The sequence below is a fragment of the Bacillus methanolicus genome, from assembly GCF_028888695.1.
Taxonomy (GTDB): Bacteria; Bacillota; Bacilli; order Bacillales; family Cytobacillaceae; genus Bacillus_Z; species Bacillus_Z methanolicus_B.
Genome location: NZ_PNFF01000001.1, coordinates 636,678 through 663,448, shown reverse-complemented (window position 1 = coordinate 663,448; position 26,771 = coordinate 636,678). Strand labels below are relative to the sequence as shown.

25 protein-coding genes are annotated in these 26,771 nt (G+C 39.3%); 2 read left to right on the top strand and 23 right to left on the bottom strand.

The window, feature by feature from the left end:
• Positions 1–246: 246 nt before the first annotated feature.
• The 19 genes from spoVE to C0966_RS03315 form a co-directional block, all read right to left on the bottom strand.
• Positions 247–1,347, bottom strand: a complete 1,101-nt coding sequence (gene spoVE, locus C0966_RS03405; protein WP_274853798.1) for a stage V sporulation protein E — start codon at positions 1,345–1,347, stop codon at positions 247–249.
• A 99-nt stretch (positions 1,348–1,446) separates the two neighbouring features.
• The gene (murD, locus tag C0966_RS03400) at positions 1,447–2,799 is read right to left on the bottom strand and encodes a UDP-N-acetylmuramoyl-L-alanine--D-glutamate ligase (protein WP_274853797.1); all 1,353 of its coding nucleotides are present in this window, start codon (positions 2,797–2,799) and stop codon (positions 1,447–1,449) included.
• Positions 2,800–3,774 (bottom strand): phospho-N-acetylmuramoyl-pentapeptide-transferase, encoded by a 975-nt coding sequence (gene mraY, locus C0966_RS03395; protein WP_274853796.1) that lies wholly within the window; start codon positions 3,772–3,774, stop codon positions 2,800–2,802.
• 278 nt (positions 3,775–4,052) lie between these two features.
• Complete coding sequence (locus C0966_RS03390; RefSeq protein WP_274853795.1) at positions 4,053–5,513, bottom strand: UDP-N-acetylmuramoyl-L-alanyl-D-glutamate--2,6-diaminopimelate ligase; 1,461 nt, start codon at positions 5,511–5,513, stop codon at positions 4,053–4,055.
• A 248-nt stretch (positions 5,514–5,761) separates the two neighbouring features.
• Entirely contained in the window at positions 5,762–7,678 is a 1,917-nt protein-coding gene (locus C0966_RS03385) for a stage V sporulation protein D (protein WP_274853794.1), read from the bottom strand.
• A 99-nt stretch (positions 7,679–7,777) separates the two neighbouring features.
• Positions 7,778–9,982, bottom strand: a complete 2,205-nt coding sequence (locus tag C0966_RS03380) for a penicillin-binding protein (protein WP_274853793.1) — start codon at positions 9,980–9,982, stop codon at positions 7,778–7,780.
• Entirely contained in the window at positions 9,982–10,341 is a 360-nt protein-coding gene (gene ftsL / locus C0966_RS03375) for a cell division protein FtsL (RefSeq protein WP_274853792.1), read from the bottom strand. Before ftsL ends, C0966_RS03380 begins: the two co-directional genes overlap by 1 nt.
• Before the next feature lie 33 nt (positions 10,342–10,374).
• On the bottom strand, positions 10,375–11,307 hold the full coding sequence (rsmH, locus tag C0966_RS03370; RefSeq protein WP_274853791.1) for a 16S rRNA (cytosine(1402)-N(4))-methyltransferase RsmH: 933 nt from the start codon (positions 11,305–11,307) through the stop codon (positions 10,375–10,377).
• A gap of 60 nt (positions 11,308–11,367) precedes the next feature.
• Positions 11,368–11,799, bottom strand: a complete 432-nt coding sequence (mraZ, locus tag C0966_RS03365) for a division/cell wall cluster transcriptional repressor MraZ (RefSeq protein ID WP_274853789.1) — start codon at positions 11,797–11,799, stop codon at positions 11,368–11,370.
• Positions 11,800–12,017: 218 nt separating this feature from the next.
• Positions 12,018–13,652, bottom strand: a complete 1,635-nt coding sequence (gene bshC / locus C0966_RS03360) for a bacillithiol biosynthesis cysteine-adding enzyme BshC (protein ID WP_274853788.1) — start codon at positions 13,650–13,652, stop codon at positions 12,018–12,020.
• A 99-nt stretch (positions 13,653–13,751) separates the two neighbouring features.
• The gene (locus C0966_RS03355) at positions 13,752–14,147 is read right to left on the bottom strand and encodes a DUF3397 domain-containing protein (protein WP_274853787.1); all 396 of its coding nucleotides are present in this window, start codon (positions 14,145–14,147) and stop codon (positions 13,752–13,754) included.
• Position 14,148: 1 nt separating this feature from the next.
• Positions 14,149–15,051, bottom strand: a complete 903-nt coding sequence (locus tag C0966_RS03350; protein ID WP_274853786.1) for a 2-dehydropantoate 2-reductase — start codon at positions 15,049–15,051, stop codon at positions 14,149–14,151.
• Between the two features lie 137 nt (positions 15,052–15,188).
• A complete protein-coding gene (locus C0966_RS03345) occupies positions 15,189–16,730 on the bottom strand; it encodes an acyl-CoA carboxylase subunit beta (RefSeq protein WP_274853785.1) in 1,542 nt (513 codons plus the stop codon).
• 37 nt (positions 16,731–16,767) lie between these two features.
• Positions 16,768–16,980, bottom strand: a complete 213-nt coding sequence (locus C0966_RS03340) for a biotin/lipoyl-containing protein (RefSeq protein WP_274853784.1) — start codon at positions 16,978–16,980, stop codon at positions 16,768–16,770.
• A gap of 10 nt (positions 16,981–16,990) precedes the next feature.
• Positions 16,991–18,334: an acetyl-CoA carboxylase biotin carboxylase subunit gene (locus C0966_RS03335; protein WP_274853783.1), complete on the bottom strand. Its 1,344-nt coding sequence runs from the start codon at positions 18,332–18,334 to the stop codon at positions 16,991–16,993.
• Positions 18,335–18,503: 169 nt separating this feature from the next.
• Positions 18,504–19,136, bottom strand: coding sequence for an RsfA family transcriptional regulator (locus C0966_RS03330; RefSeq protein WP_274853782.1), 633 nt, complete (start codon positions 19,134–19,136; stop codon positions 18,504–18,506).
• A gap of 87 nt (positions 19,137–19,223) precedes the next feature.
• Complete coding sequence (locus C0966_RS03325; protein ID WP_274853781.1) at positions 19,224–19,985, bottom strand: enoyl-CoA hydratase/isomerase family protein; 762 nt, start codon at positions 19,983–19,985, stop codon at positions 19,224–19,226.
• 137 nt (positions 19,986–20,122) lie between these two features.
• A complete protein-coding gene (rpmF, locus tag C0966_RS03320) occupies positions 20,123–20,296 on the bottom strand; it encodes a 50S ribosomal protein L32 (RefSeq protein WP_274853780.1) in 174 nt (57 codons plus the stop codon).
• A gap of 83 nt (positions 20,297–20,379) precedes the next feature.
• Positions 20,380–20,904 (bottom strand): YceD family protein, encoded by a 525-nt coding sequence (locus C0966_RS03315; RefSeq protein ID WP_274853779.1) that lies wholly within the window; start codon positions 20,902–20,904, stop codon positions 20,380–20,382.
• Between the two features lie 156 nt (positions 20,905–21,060).
• Here C0966_RS03315 and C0966_RS03310 point away from each other — a divergent pair, with 156 nt between their 5' ends.
• Positions 21,061–22,278 (top strand): nucleotidyltransferase, encoded by a 1,218-nt coding sequence (locus C0966_RS03310; RefSeq protein ID WP_274853778.1) that lies wholly within the window; start codon positions 21,061–21,063, stop codon positions 22,276–22,278.
• Positions 22,279–22,311: 33 nt separating this feature from the next.
• Here C0966_RS03310 and C0966_RS03305 read toward each other — a convergent pair whose 3' ends face one another.
• Together C0966_RS03305 and C0966_RS03300 are read right to left on the bottom strand one after the other, a co-directional pair.
• Positions 22,312–23,331, bottom strand: a complete 1,020-nt coding sequence (locus C0966_RS03305) for a SepM family pheromone-processing serine protease (RefSeq protein WP_274853777.1) — start codon at positions 23,329–23,331, stop codon at positions 22,312–22,314.
• Positions 23,328–24,149 (bottom strand): patatin-like phospholipase family protein, encoded by an 822-nt coding sequence (locus C0966_RS03300; protein ID WP_274853776.1) that lies wholly within the window; start codon positions 24,147–24,149, stop codon positions 23,328–23,330. The genes C0966_RS03305 and C0966_RS03300 overlap by 4 nt, the downstream gene beginning before the upstream one ends.
• Positions 24,150–24,327: 178 nt before the next feature.
• Between C0966_RS03300 and ylbJ the strand changes: the two genes are divergently transcribed.
• Positions 24,328–25,536, top strand: coding sequence for a sporulation integral membrane protein YlbJ (gene ylbJ, locus C0966_RS03295; RefSeq protein WP_274853775.1), 1,209 nt, complete (start codon positions 24,328–24,330; stop codon positions 25,534–25,536).
• A gap of 57 nt (positions 25,537–25,593) precedes the next feature.
• Here the strand turns inward: ylbJ and coaD are convergent, their stop codons facing one another.
• On the bottom strand, positions 25,594–26,076 hold the full coding sequence (coaD, locus tag C0966_RS03290) for a pantetheine-phosphate adenylyltransferase (RefSeq protein WP_274853774.1): 483 nt from the start codon (positions 26,074–26,076) through the stop codon (positions 25,594–25,596).
• A 12-nt stretch (positions 26,077–26,088) separates the two neighbouring features.
• The gene (gene rsmD / locus C0966_RS03285; protein WP_274853773.1) at positions 26,089–26,649 is read right to left on the bottom strand and encodes a 16S rRNA (guanine(966)-N(2))-methyltransferase RsmD; all 561 of its coding nucleotides are present in this window, start codon (positions 26,647–26,649) and stop codon (positions 26,089–26,091) included.
• Positions 26,650–26,771: the final 122 nt, after the last annotated feature.

Sequence of the window (26,771 nt, the reverse complement as noted above, 5' to 3'; positions counted from 1 at the left end):
TTCCACCTCACAGGAATAGAGTAAAGGTGTGTAAAACCCCTTTTCTCATTCGTTAAGAAAAATCTTAGATGTTGAAGGAAGCATTCAGGTGCTCTACCCTATTCTACTATATTGTAAACTTTTAAAAGAAGAATAAAAAAAGATTGTCATCTAATTTTAACATTGATGAAAACAGGTTTTAATTTTTATGTTTATCACCAAAGCTACAACAAAAAGAAACCCTGCAATGCAGGGTCCATAATAAAATTAATATCTAGCATATCTGCTTATATTTAAAAGAACTCCAATTGCCATAAGCATTAATGTCAATGAAGAACCTCCGTAGCTTAAAAATGGAAGGGTGATCCCTGTTACAGGCATCAATCCGGTTACCACACCAATATTGATCATTACCTGTATTGCTATCATCGCAATGATTCCGACCGCAAGAAAGCTGCCATATAAATCAGGGGCACCTAGCGCAATTCTTATTCCTCTCCAGAGCAAAAGGCTAAACAGAAGCAGAACAAAGGACCCGCCAATAAAACCAAGCTCTTCAGCAAGGATGGCAAAAATAAAATCTGTTTGCGGTTCCGGCAAATAAAAAAACTTTTGCCTGCTCTGCCCAAGCCCGAGTCCAAACAACCCTCCGGGACCGATTGCATAAAGTGATTGAATGATCTGAAATCCTGTGCCGAGCTGATCCTGCCATGGATCAAGAAACGATGTGATCCGTTTGATCCTGTACGGCGCCGATAGGACTAAGCCGACAAAACCTGCCACCCCGATAAATCCCAATCCGACGAAATGGCTGATTCTTGCTCCGGAAATGAAAATCATAACCAAGCACGTTCCGACCATAACTGTTCCCGTACCGAGGTCAGGCTGGAGCATAATAAGCGCAAATGCTGAGAATACAAGCGACAACGAGGGAACAAGTCCATTCTTAAAAGAAGTTATCATCTTTTGCCGCTCTGATAGAAATTTTGCCAAAAAAGCAATCATCGCCAGTTTCATAAATTCTGAAGGCTGGATCGAAAAAGCTCCAACTCCGATCCAGCTCCGCGAACCGTTCCGTTCATTTCCAATCCCCGGAATTAGTACGAGCAGCAACAGAACAAAGCAAATCAAAAGAAGGACTTTAGCCCAAGTTTTCCATGACCAATAATCGACATTCATTATAAAAAACATCGCAATAATTCCGACACCCGCAAAGAGCATTTGCCTTTTTGCAAAAAAGAATGAATCATCAAATTTATATTCTGCCCATACGGCGCTCGCACTGTAAACCATAATAAGCCCGACTGCCAGGAGTGTAAAAGTTACGATCATTAATATCATATCGGGAGTAGTTTTTTTTGTCGGCAATGCAAAACACCTCGACTGCAAGTTTTAGAGCTATAACAATCTGTTCCGAAACGAGCTAAAACATGAGGTTTTGGCCCAATTTCTTTCAAAGACAAGCCCTTACTTAAGCTTATGCACCGCTTCGATAAAAATGTCTCCCCTTACTTCAAAAGTTTTATATTGATCCCAGCTGGCACAGGCCGGAGAAAGCAGAATCACATCCCCCTGTTCCGATTGCTGGAAAGCTTGTGGCACGGCGCTTTCCACATTATCGACACGAAGAATGGTTTTTATTCCTGCCAAGCGTCCTGCCCGCTCCAATTTTTCTGCCGTCTGTCCAAATGTTATAAGTGCTTTGACATTTTTTAATGAAGGAACAAGCTCATCAAATTCATTACCCCGGTCCAATCCTCCTGCTAAAAGGATGACCGGTTCTTTAAAAGCAGCAAGTGCTTTTGTTGTCGCCAGAATATTTGTTGCCTTCGAATCGTTGTAAAACTTTCTTCCATTTAATTCGCATACAAATTGCAGGCGGTGCTTCACACCTGTAAAAGTGCTTAACACACGAAAAATCGCTTCGTTATCAACGCCTGATAATTTGGCAGCGGCAACGGCTGAAAGAATATTTTCTAAATTGTGCTGGCCGGGAAGCGCAATATCATTCGTATTAATGATCTTTTCCCCATTAAAGAAAACTGCTCCATCTTTAACATAAATGCCTTCGTTTAATACTTGTGCAGCAGAAAACGGAATGGTTTTCGCACGTGAATTCTTTGCAATCCGAGAGACGATTTCCTGTTCGGCATTATAAATCAAATAGTCGTCTTCCATTTGATTCTTGGTTATCATCGCTTTCGCATGAATATACTCTTCCTTTGTTCCATGATAATCAAGATGGGCATCATAAATATTTGTTAGAATCGCGATTTTGGGCTTAAAAGTATCGATACCCATTAATTGAAATGATGACAACTCAATCACAATCGTATTGTGGTTCCCGGCTTCTTGAGCCACATCGGAAGCTACCGTTCCGATGTTTCCTGCAATCAATGGATATTTATTTCCCGCTTTCAGCATTTCATAGATAAGCGTCGTTGTCGTTGTCTTACCGTTCGTTCCGGTAATTCCTATAAATGGAGCTTCAGATATTTGATATGCAAGCTCCACTTCTGTAATAACAGGAATTCCTTTTTCAATCGCACCCTTGATCATCGGATTATAGTAAGGAATTCCGGGATTTTTTACAATCAACTCAAAGCCTTCATCTAAAAGCTCAATCGGATGATCGCCGCAAATTACTTTTATTCCCTGTACCAATAATCCTTGAGCTTCAGGGTTTTCAGACAGCGGCTTTTTGTCATTGACAGTAACAAACGCACCTAATTTATGCAGAAGCGATGCCGCACTTACTCCGCTCTTTGCTAAACCTAAAACAAGAATTTTTTTATGATAATATCGATTCATATATTTCAATTACAACCACACCTCTAAATAAATTCCAATAACGGCAAATAGCAAGCCCACCGTCCAAAATGTTACAACGACTCGCCACTCCGACCATCCGGATAGCTCATAATGATGGTGGAGCGGACTCATTTTGAATATTCTTTTACCCGTTGTTTTATAAGAAATCACTTGTAGAATAACTGATAAAGTTTCAATTACAAAGACACCGCCAATGATGATTAACAAAATTTCCAGTTTTGTCAAAATGGCGATCGATGCAATTGCTCCCCCGAGAGCAAGAGATCCTGTATCTCCCATAAACACTTTGGCAGGATGGGCATTAAATACTAGAAAACCAAGAACTGCTCCGACAACAGCGACGGAAAATATTGCGACTTCAAACTGGGACTGGTTCCAAGCTAACACGGCAAATGCCCCAAAAGCAATAGCGGCCGTTCCGGAAACAAGTCCGTCTAATCCGTCTGTTAAATTGACAGCATTCGAAAAACCGACTAGCCAAAAGATAATAAAGAATGCATACAGCCAGCCAAGATCAAGAGAATAGTCAGTCAATGGAATGCGTATTTCTGTTGAAAATTCGTTTGTTTTTAAAACAAAATAAAAAACGGCGGAAATAATAATTTGGCCAAGAAGCTTTTGCTTTGATGTTAACCCTAAGTTCCGCTTCATCGCCACTTTTATAAAATCATCCAAAAAGCCGAGCAGACCAAATCCAAGTGTTACGAACAACAGCAAATATGTTTTAATTGTCGGCTCTGAGAATTTTCCTGTCATAATAAACGTCGTTGCTATAATAGACAGGAGTATCATAATGCCTCCCATTGTCGGAGTTCCTGATTTTTTTTGATGAGACTTCGGGCCTTCTTCCCTAATGCTTTGTCCAAATTTCAACCTTCTTAAGAAAGGAATAAAAATGGGAGACAGAATCACTGTAATTAAAAAAGCCATTAATATTGTGAAAAAAATAACTTGCTCCAGCACTTTATTCCCTCCTAATTAGAGCCCGTGTCCGAAATTTGATGTACTCTTTCAGTTTTCAAAGCTATATCATATGTAACACTATTTTCATTAAGAAGTTTTGTGTCTTGAAAAAGGAAGTTTATCACATTATTGAAAGTAATTATTTTTCGAGATAATTTTTTAACATAGCTTTGCTTCATCGTCTTTATACCTTTCGTTTAATCATTTGTAAAAACTCTTGAAATGTGCGGGAGTCTCTCTGATCTTCCTGCTATATCTTAATCAGTTCTATATATGTTTTAACGCCCCTCAATCGCCTCTTTCGCGACAACCCGATCATCAAAATCAAACACTTCGCTTCCAATTTGCTGATACGTTTCATGACCTTTTCCGGCAATTAGGATGACATCACCTTTTTGAGCATTGTTTATCGCATAGTAAATAGCTTCTTTTCGGTCAACAATTGACTTGTACTGTTTACCCTTAACTCCTTCTTCCATGTCACGGATGATTTTAAGTGGATCTTCACTTCGCGTATTATCCGAGGTGAAAATCGGATGTGTTGCATATTGGCAAGCAATTTTAGCCATTAATGGGCGCTTCGTACGATCTCTGTCACCCCCGCAGCCAACAACGACATAAATATTTCGCTCAGCAAATTGCTTAATAGTTTTTAACACATTTTCAAGGCTGTCCGGGGTATGGGCATAATCAACAATAACCGCAAAATCCTGTCCTGCATTTACTAATTCGAAACGGCCCGGCACTCCTTCCACTTCTTCGATCGATTTAATTATTTGCTTAAGGGGAATGCCGGAAACAAGACATGCGCCAATACTTGCCAACACATTATAGACGCTGAATTTTCCGATTAGCTTCATCGAAATCTTTTCGACTCCGTACGGTGTGATTAAATCAAAAACCGTTCCGTTAGCTGCAATCTTCAAATTAGCCGCTTTAATATCGGCTGGCTGATCAATCCCGTATGTGACAACATGAGCAGCAGTTGATTGGATATACTCCCGAGAAACAGGATCATCGGCATTCAAAACAGCAAATTTTGGCTTTTCATGACTAAAAGTATTTCCAAGCTGGGAGAATAGCAGACTTTTTGCCCGGCGGTACTCATCCATTGTTTTATGATAATCAAGGTGATCTTGTGTCAGGTTCGTAAAAACCGCTACATTGTAATCACACCCATGCACCCGACCATAAACCAACGCATGTGAAGATACTTCCATCACAGCCGTTTCGACACCGCTGTCGATCATTTGCTTAAATGTTTTTTGTAGCATCAGACTTTCAGGGGTTGTATTTTTCGTTTCAAAAGTCTCGTCGCCGATTTTTGTATACATCGTTCCGATTAAACCGGTTTTTTGCCCGGCATCGGAAAAGATTTTTTCGATTAAATGACTTGTTGTCGTCTTACCGTTCGTTCCGGTAATTCCGATCAAATGCAGTTTATGGCTTGGCTGGCCGTAAAAAGCGTCAGCGAGCACGGCCATCGCCCGGTATGTATCTTTTACGATGATGACGGGTACATCAAGTTGCATCTCTCTTTCAGCGAGTATGGCTGCAGCTCCTTTTTCAACTGCAGTCTGAGCAAAATCATGTCCGTCAACGGTATGACCTTTAATACAGATAAACAGGCTCCCCGGTTCAACTAAGCGACTATCATTATGAATCGCAGTAATTTCGGGATTATCCCCCTTATAAGGAACAAGAGGGTGCAGAAATTTTAGCAATGTATGTAAATTCATTTTTCTCATTCCTCTCAAAAATCAATGATGATAACATCTTACATTTCTTGGCCGCCATTTTTCATTCGTAACTTACTTTATACGGCGGTTATTATTTTACATGAAAAGAAAGAATTAAGCCATTTTTGCAGGTGATTTTTATTAACGGAAATACAAACCTATTTCTTCAAGATTCCGGAAAAAGCAAAATGGAAACGGGGCGGCGATTTCTTCGATTGCCGCCCTTCTCATATGATTCATCCAGTCGTTTAATTATTACCGAAATATAGCCTGATCGTTGATCCTTCTTTTAATTTTACTCCCGGCTGCGGTGTTTGCTTTACAACTATATCCCCTTCACCGCTTGCGTCAATCTTGAAATTCAGGAATACTTCCCGGAGTTCCTTTTTTGATAAACCGACTAAATCCGGAACTTCTATCATACGAGGATCGGCATATGTCATTTCTTTGTCAATCTGATCTTTACGCGGTTTAACACCCATAGCTCTTAAACTGTCGCCCATAATGTTCCCTACAATCGGCGCTGACACAACTCCTCCAAATTGAACGGTGCCTTTCGGATTGTCAACGCCGACATAAACAACAAGCTCGGGGTCATCTGCCGGGGCAAAACCGATGAAAGAAACAATATGATTATTTTCAAGGTATCTTCCATTCACTGCTTTTTGCGCGGTTCCGGTTTTTCCTCCGACCCGATAACCATCAACAAATGCTTTTCCGCCCGTTCCTTGGGCAACAACGCTTTCTAGTGCGTAACGTATCTTCTTTGAAGTTTCCTCGGAAATAACTTTCCGTTTTGCAAAGGGAGATTTTTTCATAACAACTTCCCCGGTTCTTGGGTCAATCAATTCTTTTGCAACATATGGTGTATATAAAGTGCCTCCATTAATGGCAGCAGAAATGGCAGCTACTTGCTGGATGGGGGTTACAGATACCCCTTGGCCAAAAGCAGTTGTTGCTTGTTCAACCGGTCCGACCTTATCGAGGGCAAAAAGAATTCCTGTTCCTTCTCCTTGGAGATCTATGCCGGTCTTTTCACCAAAACCAAATTTTTTAATATATGAAAATAATTTTTCTTTCCCAAGCCTTTGTCCAAGTTCGACGAAACCGGGATTACATGAATTTTGCACAACCTCAAGGAACGACTGTGAACCGTGTCCTCCTCTTTTCCAGCACCGAAGCCTTGCTCCGCCCACTTTCACAAATCCGGGGTCATGAAAATGTTCTTTCTCCAAATCTACTTTCCCTTCTTCGAGGGCAGCCGCTAGAGTAATAATTTTAAATGTTGAACCCGGTTCGTATGTGCTCCATACCGGCAAATTCCGATTATAAATTTCAGGTGCTACATTCTTGTAGTTCGCCGGGTCAAAATCCGGCCTCGAGGCCATAGCTAAAATTTCACCGGTATTTGGGTTCATGGCAATCGCAATAATTCCATCCGGATTATATGTTGCTTGGGCAATGTCTAGTTCTCTTTCAACAATTGTTTGGATCTTTGTATCAATCGTCAGTTTTAAATCAAGTCCGTCAATCGGCGGTTCGTAGTCGTCTGCCATATCATTCATGCGCTTGCCCTTTGCATCCGCATAAAATTTAACAGATCCTTTTTTTCCTTTTAATTCCTTATCATAATAAAGTTCAAGCCCCATAAGCCCTTGGTTATCAGCACCTGCAAATCCAAGAACGTGCGACAAATAGCTGCCAAAAGGGTAATGGCGTTTCGAGTCCTCCCCGATATAAACGCCTTTTAATCCGAGAGCACGGATTTCTTTCGCCTTCTCATGGGAAATCTTGCGTCCTTCGGGAATCCGGACAGAGGAAGCAGTTTTCGTAATCAGCTTATATGCTTTTTCCTTTGACATGTTTAAGACAGCCGCCAGCTTTTCCGCCGTTTCAGCCGGATTCTCGATTTGCCTCGGAACTGCATAGACTGTCGGTGCACTAACATTTGTCGCTAAAGGAACGCCATTTCGGTCCATAATCTCTCCGCGTTCCGGTTCAAACGGGATATTTCTGCTCCATGAATCTTTAGCACGGTCAGTCAGCATATTTCCGAGAAAAAATTGAACATAGCCTAATCGAAGATCGATAATGAAAAATATCAATATTCCTGCTATTAATGCTATCGTCAGCCTTTTCCTGACGGTCACGTTCGATACACGCATATATGAACGAACCTCCTTTGCACCACTTAAACGGCTCGTTCATTTATATGCTTGTACATTTTAGATTAGAACAATTTGAAAACGCCGGATATTCATTCTTCAATCTCGCACTTCTTCAGCACCCTGTTCATCATCATTTTGCTGTTCAATCATATGATTCAATTGCTTTTCCGGGGTTTCTAAACTCGCGATTAAGTATTCTCCTTTTTTTAAAGAGACTCCAGGATTCGGTTTTTGTTTGGTGACATAACCGCTGCCGGTCAAGTTCAAATGGAGTCCGCTTATTTTTGCAAATTTCATAACATCTCTTCTCGACCAGCCGGTCATATCCGGAACGGTGACATCTCCTTCTGTCTTAAGAATAATTTTTTCACCTTCAAGCATCGTTGAGTTTCCTGACGGTAATTGAGCCTCTATCGTTTTCCCTTTCCCTGTTAAAACGATATCAAATCCTTTTGATTGCAAGGTTTCCGTTGCTTTTTCTACAGATGAACCTGTTACATCAGGAACAAGGTTAGCAACTGCTTTTTCTTGCTTCGAAGGCTTAATATTTAAGTATTGCAAACTGCTTTTCATTACTGTGTTAAAAATTTTCGAAACAGGTTTCGACCCGTCAAAATAGCTTTCGACTTCCGGCTGCTGAACCGCTACATACATGATGAGTTCCGGATCATCCTTCGGTGCCATGCCCAAAAAGGAAAAAAGATAATCATTATTCCCATTCAGGTACCTCCCGTTCGGACCCGGTATATTCGCGGTTCCGGTTTTTCCGGCAACCTCATAGCCTTCAATATTGTAGCGGTTATAGCCGGTTCCTTTTGGTGAAGTCACGACCGTTCCAAGAATATCTCTTACTTTTTTCGCTGTCTCTTTTGAAATAGGGGTGCCGGCAACTTCCGGCTTTGTTTCTCTTATCACTTCACCCGTTTGTGAATCGACGATTTTATCAATCACATGGGGCTTCAACATCCTTCCATCGTTGGCAACGGCAGTGGCTGCCTGAATCAGCTGGATCGGCGTGACTGTCGTACCTTGACCATAGGCAGTTGTAATTTTTTCGATCGGCCACTCGTACTTAATTTTTCCGGTAACTTCATTTGGCAATTCAATTCCTGTCGGTTTTTCAAAGCCGAATTTGGTCAAGTATTCTCGAAATCTTTCAAAACCTAATTTTTCGTTAACAATTTTAGCCACGGCAACGTTCGATGAACGCTGTATTCCCTCCAAATACGTGATGGGTCCCCATCCGCTGCCGTTATGGTCACGAATGACGGGCGAGTTTTTTGTTACTCGGTAACTTCCTGACTCAAACCAATCATTTGGATTAAATACATTTTCTTCGATTGCTGCGGCCAGCGTAAAAATTTTCATTGTCGAACCTGGTTCAAATGCATTTTCAATGACTTCATTGTACCAGCTTTTATCAAGACCCTCGCGTGTTTTCGGATGAAATGTCGGGCGTTGTCCCATGGCCAAAATTTCCCCTGTTTTCGGGTCGGCAACTACTGCAATAATTTTTGCAGGATTGTATTCATTCTCAACTTTGTTCATGGCATCTTCGAGAAAAGTTTGGATCTTTTTATCAATTGTTAAATAGACGTCATCGCCGTTTTCAGCTGGTTTTATCTTTTCCTTCTCATCAGGTAGCAAATAGCCCCAATAATCGCTTTCAAACTGAACCGCTCCGTCTTTTCCTGTAAGCTCCGAATTCAATGTTTTTTCAATCCCTAACACCCCTGCCGATTTTGCTTCTCCGTTCTCATTTTCTTTTGTTTCCACAAAGCCAACAAGATGCGAAGCAAAGACGCCGTTAGGGTAAAAACGCTTCATTTCTCTTCTGAAAGTAATTCCCGGCAGTTTTAATGCTTCGATTTTCTTTTTTGTTTGATGAGACAGATCACGGCCGGCTTTTCCAAACTCAACCTGGAATTGGCCCTTTACAGTCAATCTTTCATATATTTCATCCTTGCTTAAGTCTATGTATTTTGCTAATTTCCGGGCTGTCATTTCCGGATTCGACACGTAATGAGGCTTCATAGACTTATCAAGAATAGCAACGAGGGTATATGAAATCGTATCCTCGGCTACAACTTCCCCTCTTCGGTCATAAATCGTTCCTCTCTTGGCTTCAATCATACTTTTCTTCATGTACTTCTGGTGGGCCTTTGCCGCAAGATTTTGTCCTGCAACTTCACCGGTGACTTGGATTGAAACAAACCTGATCAGCAAGACAAAAAAGAGCAGGCTGAATATTATAAATAATACCGCTGCTCCGAGATTCATATTTGGTTGTTTCTTTTCCATCAGTCTTGCACTACCTTAACATTATTTTCATTCAATTGTAAGCCGAGTTCTTTCGCCTTTTCCCAAATCCGCTCGTAAGTACTTAACTCGCTCACTTGCATCTCTAAGTCGTTGTTCAATTTCTTTTGTTCTTGAATATTTTTTTCGGCAATTTGTATGTCTTTATTTATTTCATAGATAGCCGCTTGATTGGAAACGATTTGCACTGCTCCGAAACAGACGAATGCTGTAAAAACGGTTCCTATAATAATCTCTCCGGGCGAAATCCGCGATTTTTTCACTTTCACTTTCGCTTTGTTAGGTGATTGGCTTTTGCGCTGCTGTTGTTCCTGATGCAACTTTCTTGCTAAATTGCCCATTTTTTCCCCTCCTGTTATTCATTTATTTATTTTTTATAATTTTTCCGCGATCCGTAATTTTGCCGATCTTGCCCGGTTGTTTAGCTCTAATTCCCGTTCACTTGGCACAATTGGTTTGCGCGTAATTAACTTCATTTTTGGTTTGAATTCATCCGGAATCATCGGCAAACCCGGAGGCAAATTCGGGGCCTCACTTGCATTTTTAAATACCGTTTTACATATTCGGTCCTCAAGTGAATGGAATGTAATAACACTGATTCGGCCGCCCTTTTTTAAAAGGTTTATCGACTTTTGCAAAGATTTTTCGAAAACACCAAGTTCATCATTTACTGCTATTCGCACGGCCTGGAAAATTCTTTTAGCAGGATGACCGCCTTTTCTTCTAGCAGGAGCAGGTATGGCATCCTTGATAATGTCAACTAGTTCTCCAGTAGTTTCAATGGCCTTTTTGGCCCTTGCAATCTCTATTTTTCTTGCTATTTGCTTGGAAAACTTTTCTTCGCCGTATTGAAAGAAAATCCTTACCAAATCCTCGTATGGCCAGTGATTAATAATATCAAATGCAGAAAGATCCGAATCTTTATCCATCCGCATATCAAGCGGGGCATCGTGATGATAGCTAAATCCCCGTTCAGGGTTGTCCAATTGTGGTGAGGAAACACCGAGATCGTATAAAACCCCATCGACTTTTGCGATGCCGAATTTGGACAATTCCTCTTCAATGTAAAGGAAATTGCTTTTAATAATCGTTATTTTCTCTCCATATGGAGCCAGTTTGACTTTTGCATGTGCTATAGCTGTTTCATCCTGGTCGAAAGCAAACAGTTTTCCTTTTCCAGACAGCTGTTTCAAAATCAGCTCGCTGTGTCCGGCTCCGCCAAGTGTACAATCGACATATACTCCGTCCGGTTTTATTGCAAGCCCCCCAACAGCTTCCTCCAGGAGCACGGTTGTATGTTCAAACAATTTATTTCCACCTTTCCAATCGAACTTGCAGCAAAAATTATATTAATATAATATTACCTGTTATATATCGAATCCAATCATATTTTCTGCAATTTCGGCAAAAGATTCTTCCGAGTCATTAAAATATTCTTCCCATATTGGTTTGCTCCATATTTCAATTCGATTGGAAACTCCTAAGATCACACATTCTTTTTCTAATTTTGCATATTGAATCAGCGGGGATGGAATATTGATCCTTCCTTGTTTATCAAGTTCGCATTCAGTGGCACCCGAAAAGAAAAATCTGGTAAATGCACGGGCGTCTTTTTTGGTAAGTGGAAGCCCTTTTAACTTCTCTTCTATCAGCTTCCATTCAGATAAGGGGTATCCAAATAAACATTGGTCCAATCCGCGGGTTAATATAAACATTTCTCCGAGATGCTCACGGAATTTTGCCGGAACAATTAAACGCCCCTTATTATCGACGTTATGATGGTACTCGCCCATGAACATGCCCGCTAACCCCACTTTCTATTTCAAATGTACCACATCCCCCCACTTTTCACCACCTATTTTTTAATTCTCCCAATGTACTTTTATTTCCTTCCAAAAACGAAAATTTGACTCATTTATTTGTCCAAAAAAAATAATTGACAAAATAGCGAAAGCGCTTACAAAACAAATGGGGAAAGCTTTTTATTCAAGCTTTCCCCATTTGCACTTTGATACTCTTAAATTTTTATGAGTTTATGTGTCCCATCAAATTGATAAGGCAAGTTTAATAGTTCATCCAATAAATGAAAACCGTATCGGTTCAAAAAGTATAAGATATTCCAGATCCTTTCTTGAGGAAGTCCGTTTGGTTTTAGGGAAGTTTCAATCCGGTCAAACTTTCTTAATATTATTTCGTGTTTAAGCCTTTCGGTTTCTTCAAATTTTCTCTGCATAAAATTAATTTGTTTTAAAACAAAGCTCCGGTTTTTGTTTAGCAGCGGGATTAAGCCTTTATTATGATGTTTTGCATGTTCTTCAATCAGTTCGTATTGATCGATTAGCTGCTTTTTTGTTTGCAAAAACAGAGATTCAATCGTTTCATCTTTAATATCGGCAAGGAATAATTCTTTTTGTCTTTGTACCCCCGTACTTAATACTTCTTTTATATCTATTCCTAAATCGTTGAGATCTGTTTCAATTGACCGCTCTAATAACGTAATATTTAAACGTGGAACAATTGGCGGCATCTTTATTTCGAATCTTTCGAACACGGTTTTTAATTCAGCCCAATAGGCAATTTCACCGGGACCGCCGATAAATGCAAGAGTTGGAAAAAGCCATTCTTGTGTCAACGGCCTTGTCACAACATTATTGCTCAAATATTCAGGATTCGTTAATGCGATATGTATTAATTCTTCTTCAGAAAAAGAAACAGCCCCATTTTTCCCGAGAAACTTGCCTTCTTTACTGTTGTATTCGAGTAAAATCCGCTCCTGCAAGGAAGGGTCGTAATAGAACAAATTTGCCGTTTGAGAAGTTAGTTCGATTGCCGGCTTTAATCCTTGTTTTTTTATCTCGTCCTGTTGATTCAAAACAGATTGGGTAATATCAATGCACCCTTTTATTTGTCTGACAAAAATCTCCTTTTCCAAATTGCGGATTTTCCTGTCGCCTGAATCAACAAGCAATAAACCCGTTTCTTTAAAAAGAGCCATAATCATATAAGCAAAAAAATCAACAAATGTCTTTGAATGCTTTAAAGATTGTTCTAAAAATTCAAGCAGTGAATTTGTATAAATTGTTTCACCATATGTTTCAATGATGCTTTCAATCCATTTTAAACAAATCTCTTTATTAAGCGGTATATCGGATGCCATCTTTTTTTCGATAACCCTTTCGGGAAATGACCATTTTTCGATTTTTTGGTTCGATGACACGTAAACATGGTTGATTTCCAAAAAATCGTGATCCTCGCCGGCTATCCAAAACACAGGAACGACCGGAATGCCAAGTTCCCGTTCTTTTTCCCGGGCAAAAGCAACAATGGAAATGATTTTATGAATGGTATAAAGAGGCCCCGTTAATATACCGGCCTGCTGTCCTCCTATCACCACTGCACTGTTTTTTTGCCTCAGCTTTTCTACAGAACGCTTTACTGCGTCGGACGAAGGATATCGTTCCATAAAAGCCTCAATATAATTCGCTAATTCCTCCCTCTGAAAATTTCGTATTTGAAGCTCTTTTAATCGCTTAGTATAGTCAAAAGGATCATTAAATTTATAATGAAAAAAATTATTCATATAGGATTCTTGATTTATGTAATCCGTTGCAAATCGATTAGCAGACGGAATTGTGAGATTCAAAATCTCCATGTAAAGTATACTTCCTTTCTCGTAAACGATTTTCATTCAGTAAAGAGTATAGCATTGACAGAATTAAAAAGGAAAAAACTTTGCCTAATGGAAACAACCTTACGGAAATGACAGCGAATAGGCGACTCTTTGAATCAGGCCATAAAGAACAAGAACTATGTATGCAGAAAAAAACAATAAAAAATTGAACCTCCAAACCCCTCTGAATAAATGCAGAAAAATGATTTCCTCTTTCGTTTTCCAGTGAATAAAAACAAATATAATCCCTGTCATTAAGATCGTTATGAAAATAATTCCTAAAAAGGATTTCTCCCAAATAACAATTGTTAAGTAATGCACCGAAACGATGAATAAGAACGTGCTTACATCTATTGCTTTATGCACAGACCGGCGATGGTTTCCTGTCAGCTGTTTGCTGATAATAAAGACAATTAAATACCCAAGCAATGGAATTGTTACAATTGTGGCAATAACAGCAGATAATAAAGATGACATCCTAATTCCCCTTCTCCCTATACTCCTTTCCTTTTATGAGGGTGTAGTATTGTTGTGTTAATGGAGCATGTCTGTTTTGTTTTTTTGCTTCTTCAAGCAAATATCCTAAAATAGAATCAACTTCTGTTATTCTATTTTCTTCAATATCTTTTAGCATGGAAGATCGATTTTTGGCCGTTTTTTGGCATACATTTAAAACGTGTTGATAGTAGACTTGTTCATCGTCAAGATGTAAAATGCCGCTTATTTCTTTAAAGAGAGCGCGAAAATTTTCACGATAATAAGGATTGGAGACCAATTCACCATTAGGTACACGAAGAATCGCCGTCAGAGGGTTAATCACAGCATTGACAACCAGTTTTTTTATCAACATCTCGTAATAATTTTCTTCCATCACAAATGGAAAGAAGCTCGATAGCGGCTTAATAAAATCGTGCAAAAGAGAGCTATTCTTTTCAAAATAGACTGCAACTCTATTAACTCCTTCACCGGTATGGCGAACATGACGGTCACCGGCCCTGTAGGCGCCATTCTCCACAGAACCGATATAAATATTATCTGCAGTGAATTTATTAATTTGTTTGAGATGGCCCATTCCATTTTGCAAAAACAGATAAGACCCCTTATTGTTCATTCTCTCGTGAATTTGACCAAGCACGTCTTCGAGATGATATTGCTTAACCGCTACAATCGTAAGGTCTTCTTCGCCGTTCCAATTTGAAAAGCTTTCCGCTTTGATTTGCACAGTTTCTTTTTTCCTGTTTTTTTCAAACAATAAGCCTTTCGCTCCTATCATCCTTGCTTGCCGATCTGTTCGAGTGTAAATAGTCGTATCAAAACATTTGTTCAAGTAATAAGCAAAAAGCAATCCAATTGAACCGCCGCCAATAACCCCTATTTTCATTAAAACCCCTCAATAAACATTATTTAGTCAATATTTTAACAGATTTAAAAGTGAAAAGTTATGTAATTCTCAAATAAAAAACAAACCCCTTTTCAATTTAAGAAAAAAAGAGGTTTGAAAAAGGCAAACAATCATAATTAAACCGGATAGACAGGATGCTTTCGTGTGCTGAATACCATTTCCTTTGTCTCATAATAGGAAAATCTTTCGATAAGGACTTCCCTTAATTCATCAGGGGAGACAATTTCATCAACAATCATCTCTGAAGCTAGTTTATAAATATCGATATGCTCTTTATACTCTTGCTGTTTTTCCTGAATGAAAGCCATTCGTTCCTTAGGATCTTCAATTGCATTTAATTTGTTTGAATAAACTGCATTAACAGCAGCTTCAGGCCCCATTACAGCAATTTGCGCCGTCGGAAGCGCGATGCAGCAATCCGGTTCAAATGCGGGTCCTGCCATTGCGTAAAGGCCGGCACCGTATGCCTTCCTGACAATCACTGAAATTTTTGGAACGGTTGCAGAGCTCATCGCTGCAATCAATTTTGCACCGTGGCGAATGATCCCGGCACGTTCTACTTTTGTTCCAATCATAAAACCCGGTACATCCGCTAAAAATAACAATGGAATATGAAAAGCGTCGCACAGCTGAATAAACTTAGCTCCCTTATCAGCTGAATCGACAAACAGGACCCCTCCTTTTACTTTTGGCTGATTGGCAATAATTCCAACGACCCGCCCGTTTATTCTTGCAAGTCCGGTAATTAGTTCAGGCGCAAACAGCTTTTTGATTTCAAAAAAACTGCCTTCATCAATTAAAGAATCAATACATTCATACATTTCAAAAGGCGCATTTTGATTTTGAGGTATGATCTCTTCTAAAGCACGCCCTTCTCTCGGCTGAACTCCTTCAATCAGCCGTGGTTTTTCTTTGAAGCTCGCAGGAAAATAGGTTAAATATTTTCTTGCTGACTCAATAGCTTCTTCTTCTGAATAAACAAGTATGTCTCCGCACCCGCTTACCGTACAGTGCATACGTGCACCGCCCATTTCCTCAAGTGAAACCTTTTCGCCGATCACTTTTTCAGCCATGCGCGGAGAACCTAAATACATAGATGCATTTTGATCAACCATTATCACAATATCACAAAACGCAGGAATGTAGGCACCGCCTGCAGCAGAAGGCCCGAACAAGAGGCAGATTTGAGGCACCATGCCGGAAAGCTTCACTTGATTATAAAAGATTCTTCCTGCACCGCGGCGGTTCGGGAACATCTCAAGCTGGTCTGTTATTCTTGCTCCGGCCGAGTCTACTAAATATAAAATTGGTACTTTTAACTTTTCGGCAGTTTCCTGTATGCGAATAATTTTTTCAACCGTTCTTGCTCCCCATGAACCGGCTTTTACAGTTGAATCATTTGCCATAACACAAACAGTCTGGCCGTTGATTTTGCCGATTCCGGTTACAACGCCGTCTGCAGGCAAATCCCCGGCTTTAAAGTTGGCGAATTTTCCATCTTCCTCATATTTTCCATCATCAAATAATAGCTTGAGACGTTCACGAACAAATAATTTATTTTGTTCTCTTAATTTTTCATGGTACTTTGGATGGCCTCCGGATTCAATCGCTCTTTGCTTCTCTTTTAATGCTTCAGAGATTGTTTTTGCAGTTGCCATGCTATTCCACCTCTACTAGTCTTATTCTCTTGACTTTTTACTCTAAGAAGATTAATACGTCTCCCTCATTCACGAAATCTCCGATATTAACTTTTATTTCGCTCACTTTTCCAATTATTTGGCTTTCCACAGGAATTTCCATTTTCATTGATTCGAGTATGATAACTTCTTGCCCTATAGAAACTTCTTGCCCCACATTTACGAGAATATTTAATACCGTACCGGCCATCGTCGAAGTGATTTCTTTCATCGTGACCCCCCTACTTAATTGCAAATTTCTTTTCTGTTAAAAATTTCGTCGTATACGTGCCATTTTGAAAATCGCTGTCATCAATAATATTCATAAAGAGCTGTATGTTTGTTTTGATTCCCTCAATTTCTATATTTTGAAAAAATTCTTTCGCCTTTTTTAGGACATCTTCTCTTGTGTTTGAATAAAAAATACATTTTGCAATTAACGGATCATAAAAAGGTGTTACAGTTGACCCTTCTATATAACCGTTATCAATCCGAACCCTCTCTAACTCTTTCCATTTAAAAGTCGTAATTTTGCCCGGAGACGGCATAAACGTATATGGATCCTCCGCGTATAAGCGAAATTGTATCGCATGGCCGCTTCGGTTTATAACATCTTGCATAAGAGGGAGCTTTTCACCTCTGGCCACCAGTAATTGCCATTTAACAAGGTCCAGCCCAGTAATCTGTTCCGTGATCGGATGCTCAACTTGCAAACGGGTGTTCATTTCAAGGAAATAGAAATTTTCTTCCTCATCGACAATAAACTCAATTGTTCCGGCATTTACGTAATGAACGGCTGCAGCGGCTTTCAAAGCAGTTGCAAACAATTGTTTTCTTGTACGTTTTGACAAGAAAGGCGATGGTGTTTCTTCAATGACTTTTTGGTGCCTCCTTTGGATAGAACAATCTCTTTCAAATAAATGAACGATATTTCCATGAACATCGCCAAATATTTGCACTTCGATATGACGGGCATTTTGAATGTATTTTTCGATAAAAATTTTCTCTGAGCCAAAATATGTTTTCGCTCGTGCTTTCGTTGACTCATACGACTTAGCGAGTACCTGCTCATTTTCACAAAACACCATACCGATTCCGCCACCGCCGGCGCTTGCCTTTAACATAACCGGGTAACCGATTGATTCGGCAAAATCACAAGCCTCCTCAAGTGTTGTTAATCCTTCGCTGCTCCCCGGTACAACGGGTACCCCTGCTTTTTCCATCGTATTTCGTGCGATGATTTTATCACCCATTCGTTCAATCGTTTCCGGAGATGGACCAATGAAAGTAAGCCCTGCTTCCTGAACATTGCGTGCAAAATCAGCATTCTCAGATAAAAAACCATATCCCGGATGAATGCCGTCCGCTTTTTCTGATTTCGCAATCTCAAGAATGAGATCGCTATTAAGATACGATTTATGAACAGGCGGCTCCCCTAGACGGAACGCATATTTTGCCTCTTTTACAAATGGCAAATCTTTGTCGGCGTCCGAATAGACAGCAATTGTATCAATTCCAAGTTCATGGCAAGCTCTGATTACTCTTGAAGCAATTTCTCCCCTGTTTGCAATGACAATTTTTTGCACCCTCGTTCCCCTTTCTGCCCCCATTTGGCTGAAATATTATTTATTTCTCTAAATATTCTAAAAATTCCTTTCAAAAAAAATAAAACCGCTTTCTATATTTCGTGCAAAATAGCATTAAGGAACTGACCCCTTAAGGCCGGAACTTTTTTCCTTATGGGTCAGCCTCTTTTTATTTTTCAATTCTTTCTAAGTTCCCATTCTTATCCATTTGAAATTTCACTTTTTTCTGATGGTCTTCTTCCTGCAGAACAACCATTTTTCTAGCACGCTCCATGATTTCAATTAAGGCGCGGTAATCTTCTTTAACCGCATTTAACTCTTTCGCCAATTTTTCATTTTCTGCAGCAAGATAAAACATTTTTTTCTCCATTTCTTTAATTTTATCAGCATATTTCGCGATATTTTCTTCTTCGCCAGTGTATTTACCGGCTTTTTCATAAAGATCTTTTATATAGTTAATGACAGTCTCAAACGAAAGATCTTCTTTTTGCTCAAAAGTCTTAAAGGCAGCAGAGATTACATCTTTTTTTTCAATACTCTTATCATTATTCACTACTAAATTTGAAGCATGATTCTTCTGTTCTTTTCGCTGTTTTTTTGCCAGTTCTATTCCTGATTTATATTGTTTTCTTACAATTGAGTTCCAGCGAAATCCGCATGCTGCAGCCGTTCTTGACAGCCGCTTGCCTACTTCTTCAAAAGCTTGTAATTGGGTTCCTCCGTCTCGAATATGGCGCAATACTACCTCTGCAAGCAATAAATCTTCATCTTGTGTCCAAGCATCCTGTCGAGTTGTTGACATCAGAATATCCCCCCTAGCGTTTTTATTAATACATATGCAACTGCTAGAAAAGATAGACTGATATCATTCTTCCATAAGATGCAAAAATTAAGATTTTCGTTTTAAAAATTTTGCAACTAGCTCATGGTGCACATCTTTCTCCCACAAAACAGCACAGTTTCGAACTTCTTCCTCCATTCTTTTTTGAAGACCCGATTCTGTCCACTTTCTTATTAGCATTTTTTTGTAAGCTGACAAAACATCCGTTTCAAGAGAAAGAATTTTTCTTAAGAAAGAATCGCAAACTTCTTCACGATCATCGTCATATATGTGATCGATAAACCCAAACTCAGCTAATTCTTCAACTTGAAAAAGCCGCGATTCCATCAGTATTTTCAAGGCATTTCCTGCCAAAAGCTTTTCAAATAAAATGGTTCCGCCTCCCCATCCTGTCGAAATTGCTAGACTCCCTTGTATGAACCCTGCTTTTTGCCCTTTTTTCGCCACGCGAAAATCACATGCTGCAGCTATTTCACAGCCCCCTCCAACTGCCGTTCCATTTATAAGGGCAATTGTTGGTTTTGGAAGGGTTAACAATCTGTATAAAATATTTGACATTTTTGAGAGCATGCCATAAGCTTCCTCTTCTGTTTTCAGTTGATGAAAAATAGAAAGATCGCCGCCCGAGCAAAATGCAGCTTCACCGGCGCCGGTAATAACGAGAGCTTTCACTCCCGGTTTTTTGGCAAAATTGATCGCTTCACTTAGTCCATCCATCACATCAAAATTTACGGCATTTCTCTTGTCAGGTCTATTAATGGTAAATAGTAAGCATCCTTGTTCCCGCTCTTCCAATAAAAAAGATTTCATTGCTGCCCTCCAGAAAATAAATATTCCCTTTTATTTTAGGAATTTTCATTGTATTCTTTCAAGTCTTATGGTAAATCCTTTTTTAAATGACAAAAGCACAAGGACTTTCTCTCCTTGTGCTTTTTATCAAAATGAAATTAGTTGTTTACAACTTTATTTCCTTTATATGTTCCACATGCTTTACATACGCGGTGAGCAAGTTTCATTTCACCGCAGTTTGGGCATTCTACCATACCCGGAACTTGTAGTTTAAAATGAGTACGGCGCTTTCTTTTCGCAGTTTTTGAAGTTCTTCTAAAAGGTACAGCCATTCTTCCCACCTCCTTAAAGAGAATCAAGAAAGTTATGAAGGCCAGATAAAAGCTGGTTCTTCACTTTACATAGTTCTTTTCGGTTATGAATCCGAAGAATCATTCTGTTCAAGCAGTTTTGCAAGTCCGGCTAGGCGAGGATCAATTCTTTCTTTCCTATCTTCCTCGCGGATCACTTCCCAATCTTTACCTGATTGTGGTGCGCCATCTTCGCTGCTATCTTCACAGAATACCTGCATCGGTACTTCAAGTAAAAGGATTTCACGTACGATCGGCATAAGATCAATTATGTCACCTTTTACTCGATGTATTTCCTCATCCGATTCATAAAAATCTGAATCGTTAATCAGAAATGTCTCTGTTGTTTCAACATCAATTGGATAATTCACATCAACTAATGTACGAGAACAAGGAAGCACAAGAGAACCTTTCATTTTCAAGTAAAATGTCACTCTAGTTGTGCCAATGTCTGCCCGTCCGGTTATATGCATCGGAGAAACGCTTCGAATCGATGTATCAATTTCTTTGATTTCATCTACCCTTACCGTTTCATCAACAGAAAATTCCTTGTTTCGATATTTTTGCAACTGACTTATCGTCCATTTCAAATTGAATCACCCCAAGGCAACAAAGGTAATTATAGCTTTCATATAATTATTTGTCAATATTTTTTCTTTACACTATACTGTAGTCAATAACTCATTAATTTAAACTAATTTTTTGTTCATTATCTCAAATACCAATTTTATAGGGAGTAACGAATGATGAATGCAGTCGGTGTTATTGTTGAATACAATCCTTTTCATAACGGTCATGCCTATCATGTCAAAAAAACACGGGAAGAAACTGGTGCAGATCTCGTGATCGCTGTCATGAGCGGAAACTTCCTGCAGCGCGGGGAACCTGCCCTCTTATCGAAATGGGTCCGTGCTGAAATGGCTTTAAAAGGCGGCGTTGATATCGTATTTGAACTTCCTTACCAATTTGCTGTGCAAAAAGCGGAAACATTTGCAAAAGGAGCAGTAGAAATTCTTTATAAAGCCGGATGCAACAGCATTTGTTTCGGGAGTGAATCCGGAAGTGTGGCTGATTTTCAGGCGACATTAAGATATATGAAAAGACATAACCAACTGTTTCAGCAGCAAATAAAGCATCATATCGAAAAAGGGGTCAGTTATCCAAAAGCGATGTCCTTCGCCTTTCAAGATTTGCCGGCTGATGAGGAAATCGTTGATTTATCAAAACCCAACAATATTCTAGGGTTTCATTATTTAAAAGCAATTGATGACCAAGGTTTTGATATGCAAGCCTATACAATTAAACGGAAAAACGCGGATTATCATGATGAGCATTTTTCTTCGCAAACGATTGCAAGTGCAACAAGTATCCGAAAAGCGTTATTTTCTGAAAAAAATGAAATGTCGCAAATTAAACAATATGTTCCGGAGCATACGTTTCAACTTCTTAATAAATATATAAAAGAGTTTGGACAGCTTCACAGCTGGGAGAACTATTGGCCTTATCTCCGCTATAAACTTTTGCAAACGAACCAAGATGAGTTAAAGGCTGTTTATGAAGTGGAAGAAGGTCTTGAAAATAGATTGATTTCCTTTGCCCTCCATGCAGATAGCTTTTATGATTTCATGGAAAAAATAAAAACAAAGCGGTATACGTGGACAAGACTGCAGAGAACATGCGTCCATATTTTAACAAATGCAAAAAAATCTGAAATGAATCAATCAAAAGTAAGCTATCTGCGGCTTTTAGGAATGACCGAAAAAGGAAGAGATTATTTGAACAAATTTAAACATCAATCAGATATTCCGATTATATCAAAATTGTCTTCCTTTTATAATAACCAAATTGAATTGGATATACGCAGTTCAAGGATTTATGCCCTTGGAGCCGGGCATAAATTTCAAACAAAACTTTTGCAGGCTGAGTTCAATCACCCGCCAATTTATTTGTCTCAAAATAAATAGACAGCTTTCCCGATAAGGGAAACCGCTGTCTTTTTATTTTTCTTTTAAATTTTCCAGATAGGAAACCGCCTCTTCAAACGTGTCGACAGGAACAATTTTCATATCAGTTCCAATTTCTTTTGCAGTCTTGACCGCTATTTCATAATTTGATCCATTTGCGCCTTTTTCATTTGGGGCAAGAAATATATCAGCACCTGCTTTATCCGCAGCTACGATTTTCTGCTCAATGCCTCCGATTCTTCCAACTGTTCCGTCGGGCGAAATAGTTCCCGTACCGGCAATTTCAAACCCGTGAGTTAAATCATCTTTCGTTAATTGATTATAGATTTCTAAGGCAAACATCAGTCCGGCAGAAGGACCGCCGATTTCATCAGTATTGACTTTGACATCTGGTTCAACAATGATTTCCTTATCATCCTCGAGAACAATGCCGATCCCTAATTGATCATGGTTATCGGGAAAAGGCATGACCTGAAGTGTTGCGCGATCGGCTTTGCCATTACGTACATAAGAGATTTGAATCTTGTCGCCCTTCTTCTTTTTGCTAACATACTGTCTAAATTCATCAGAAGACTTGAACATCACGTCATTAACTTTAAAAATCCTGTCTCCAGGCTTCAATTTTCCTTCAGCAGGCATACCGGGAAGGACACTCATTACATAGACGCCTTTATATCGGTATTCAACCGGAATCCCGGCTTTTTTATAAGCAACTTCAATCGCCGATAATTTGGATGTATCCATTGCCCTTAACTGGCGAAGCGTGAATTCTTCATCAGTCTCATGCTCATATTTAATCATCTCAGCAGGAAAGATTTCCTGATACTTGCTTAGTTTCGCAAAAATATAAGAGTAAATATTAGCTCGTCCCATTCTTACAGTGGTTAACATTAAGCTTCCTTCTTCATCGTAGCCGCCATCCACTTCAATAATCGGTTCCAATTCTTTTGCCATGCCGGGCTTTGACACATAGTAAGGCAAATAATAAAAAGTGCTGGCTAAAAAGATGATTGCAGCAATGAGGAAGTTTCGTATATAAATTTTTCTGCTCATTCTATAGAAGGCTCCTTCCACCGTTCAATAACACTTTTAATTTTGCCGATTTGTTTTCGTGCTTCTTCTTCCCCGATTGAAATAATTTCATCGATATTAGTAAAGGAACGCGAACTATAATTTTCAACCCGGGGCCGGATCATCACGTCTGAAGCAATTTCGCGACTCATCACTAATTCTTTTTGCATAATATCAACACTCTGCATAATAACATCAAAAATCGACGTAATTTCGGTATTTGTTTTCACATGTGAAACATCGACAGCTATGATCAAATCCGCTCCCATTTCCTTGACAACCGACACAGGAATTCTGTCAACAACTCCGCCATCAACGAGCAATCTCCCGTTTAGTTTTTCTGGAACAAAAATTCCCGGTATGGATATGCTGGCGCGTACTGCATCCGCGATCGGACCTTGACGAAAAACAACTTTTTCCCCTGTCATTAAATCGGTTGCCACTACCCCGACCGGGATTTCAAGCTGTTCAATATTTTTGCCATGGGTAAAAACACGAATCAATTCCTTTACCTTTTTTCCTGCTATAAATCCCATTTTCGGCACGGTAAAATCTAAATAATATTTTCTCTTGAATGCCCCGGCTAATTTATATAATTGCTCAATATCAAGACCTGCAGCATATAAACATCCAACCATGGCCCCCATGCTGCTGCCGGCAAGAAAATCAATCGGTATTCCTTCTGCTTTTAACACTTTGATAACACCTAGATGGGCAAATCCTCGCGCTCCACCCGAACCAAGTGCCAATCCTATTTTCGGACGACGCAAGAGATATCCTCCTTTTTTAAGGCATTTCATCTATTCATGTTTTAAACATATGGTCTATTTTAAAGTTCTATGAGTATATTGAGGTATATGGGGACAAGTATCGAAAAGCACAAGCGCTCTTTGTAATTGTTGAAATTTAACTAATACATATTTTAACATTGTTTGAACAAGTTGCACAGTATGGCAGCTTTGGAGGGGGGCTCCTTAATTGTTTCGATCAAAATTTAAATCGATTTTCTTGGCGGTTTCGGTTTCATTTATGGCAGTATCCCTTATATCTTTCCCGCAGGAATCAGTGGATGCATCAATCAGAGGATTAAATATGTGGTGGGAAATTGTTTTCCCCTCCCTTTTGCCGTTTTTTATTGTTTCAGAAATGCTGATTGGCTTTGGGGTTGTCAAATTTATCGGGGTATTGCTGGAACCATTAATGAGGCCGCTGTTTAAAGTTCCGGGAGTAGGAGGATTTGTTTGGGCTATGGGTATGGCATCCGGCTATCCTGCCGGGGCGAAGCTTACAGCAAGACTGAGACAAGAGGGGCAGCTGAGCAAAATTGAAGCAGAAAGGCTTGTATCCTTTACAAACTCATCGAACCCTTTGTTTATTTTTGGCGCTGTTTCAGTCGGTTTTTTTTATAATGCCCAATTAGGAGTTATTTTAGCATTATCACATTATTTAGGAAATATCACGGTCGGTTTGCTCATGAGGTTCTACGGAGATGAGATTGCCACTGACAAAGAATTTAAAAAGAAGAAGTTTTCAGTCCGATCCGCGTTGTCAACTTTGCACCGAACAAGAATTAAAGATAACCGTCCGATTGGCAAGTTGCTGGGTGACGCAGTTATGTCTTCTATACAAACATTATTAATGATTGGCGGGTTTATCATATTATTTTCCGTGATTAATAAGCTATTATTTCATTTGCACATAACATCGTTTCTCGCAAATATCATTGAATTTGTATTAAAATTCCTGCAATTCCCTGAGACGCTAAGCATTCCGTTAATTTCAGGCCTTTTCGAAATTACTCTTGGCAGTCAAATGACAAGCCAGGTTCAAGAAGCAACAGTCCTTCAGCAAGTTATGATCACGAGTTTTATCCTTGCGTTTAGCGGTTTTAGCGTCCAAGCCCAAGTAGCAAGCATTTTAGCACAAACTGATATTAGGTTTAAGCCGTTTTTCTTTTCAAGAATTCTTCATGGCATCTTTTCCAGTCTTTATGCATTCCTTCTTTGGGAACCTATTTTTGAAAAATACTACGATAAAGAGCAACCTTCCAACGCTATCCCGGTTTTGTTATTTAAGGAAGGTTCATTCTTTCGCGAACTTTATTATGGAATAGTGGAAACTGGGCCCATCATTACAATTTTTTCCCTTCTTATTTATATCATGATCTATACTAAAAGAAAATTTTAAAAAATTTTTTCAACCGAAAAGGGGCTGACTCAAAGCAAAAGGTCAGGCCCCTCTTTATCAGGAAGTAAACTTTTCTTTCAATGCATGTTCCACAATCGGCGGAACAAGTTCCGAAATATTTCCGCTGTATTTTGCAACTTCTTTTACAATGCTTGAACTTAAAAAAGAATATTGATTTTTCGTCATCATAAAAATTGTTTCAATATTTTCATTTAAAATCCTGTTCATAGAAGTTATCTGCATTTCATATTCAAAATCGGACACTGCCCGAAGCCCCCTTATGATAGCGTTTGCATTTACGCTCTTTGCGTAGTCAACGAGCAATCCCTGGTAGAAATCGACTTTCACATTAGCGATGTCTTTCGTTACTTCTTTAATTAAATGAATTCTTTCCTCTATGGTAAACAAGGGGGTTTTCGATGAATTATTCAACACGACGACATATAATTCATCAAAAACTTTTGCACCTCTTGTAATAATGTCCAGGTGTCCGTATGTAATCGGATCAAAACTCCCTGGACAAACCGCTATGCTCGCCAAATAAATACCTCCTTAATGTTCAGAACGATAAATATAGATGGAAACAGCAATGATGCCATATTGTTCATATTTTTTTCGAATGAAATTGCCTGCTGTTTCAGGCAAACTTTCATCCGCGCTATGTTCACAAACGATCGCACCATTCTCCGAAAGTAGATTTTCCTTATCAATTGTTTCCAAAATCTTAGGAAGCTGCTGTTTCTTATATGGGGGATCAAGAAAAATGAAATCGAAAACAAGTCCTCGCTTGATAATTGCTTTTAGAGCTCTTTCCGCATCATTTCGATAAACTTCCGCTTGTTTCTCCAAACCGCAGCTTTTAATATTTTCATGAATGATCTGTATTGCTTTTTTGTCTTTATCAACAAAGATAACCTTATTTAATCCTCTGCTTAAAGCTTCGATTCCTAATCCTCCGCTGCCTGCAAACAAATCCAAGCCTAGCCCGCCATCAAAGTATGGGCCGATCATATTGAATATTGCTTCTTTTACTTTATCTGTTGTAGGCCTGGTTGAACTCCCTGGAACGGCCTTTAAAATCCTGCCCTTACAGGCTCCTGAAACTACTCTCATCGGTGATCACCACTAAGTTTGCCCTTATTGTAAAGTTTTCTCCATTATCCTAACACAATTGATTTTTTTAGCCAACTACTATAAACATTCAAGAAATAATTGTCTTCATAGTGTATAACCCG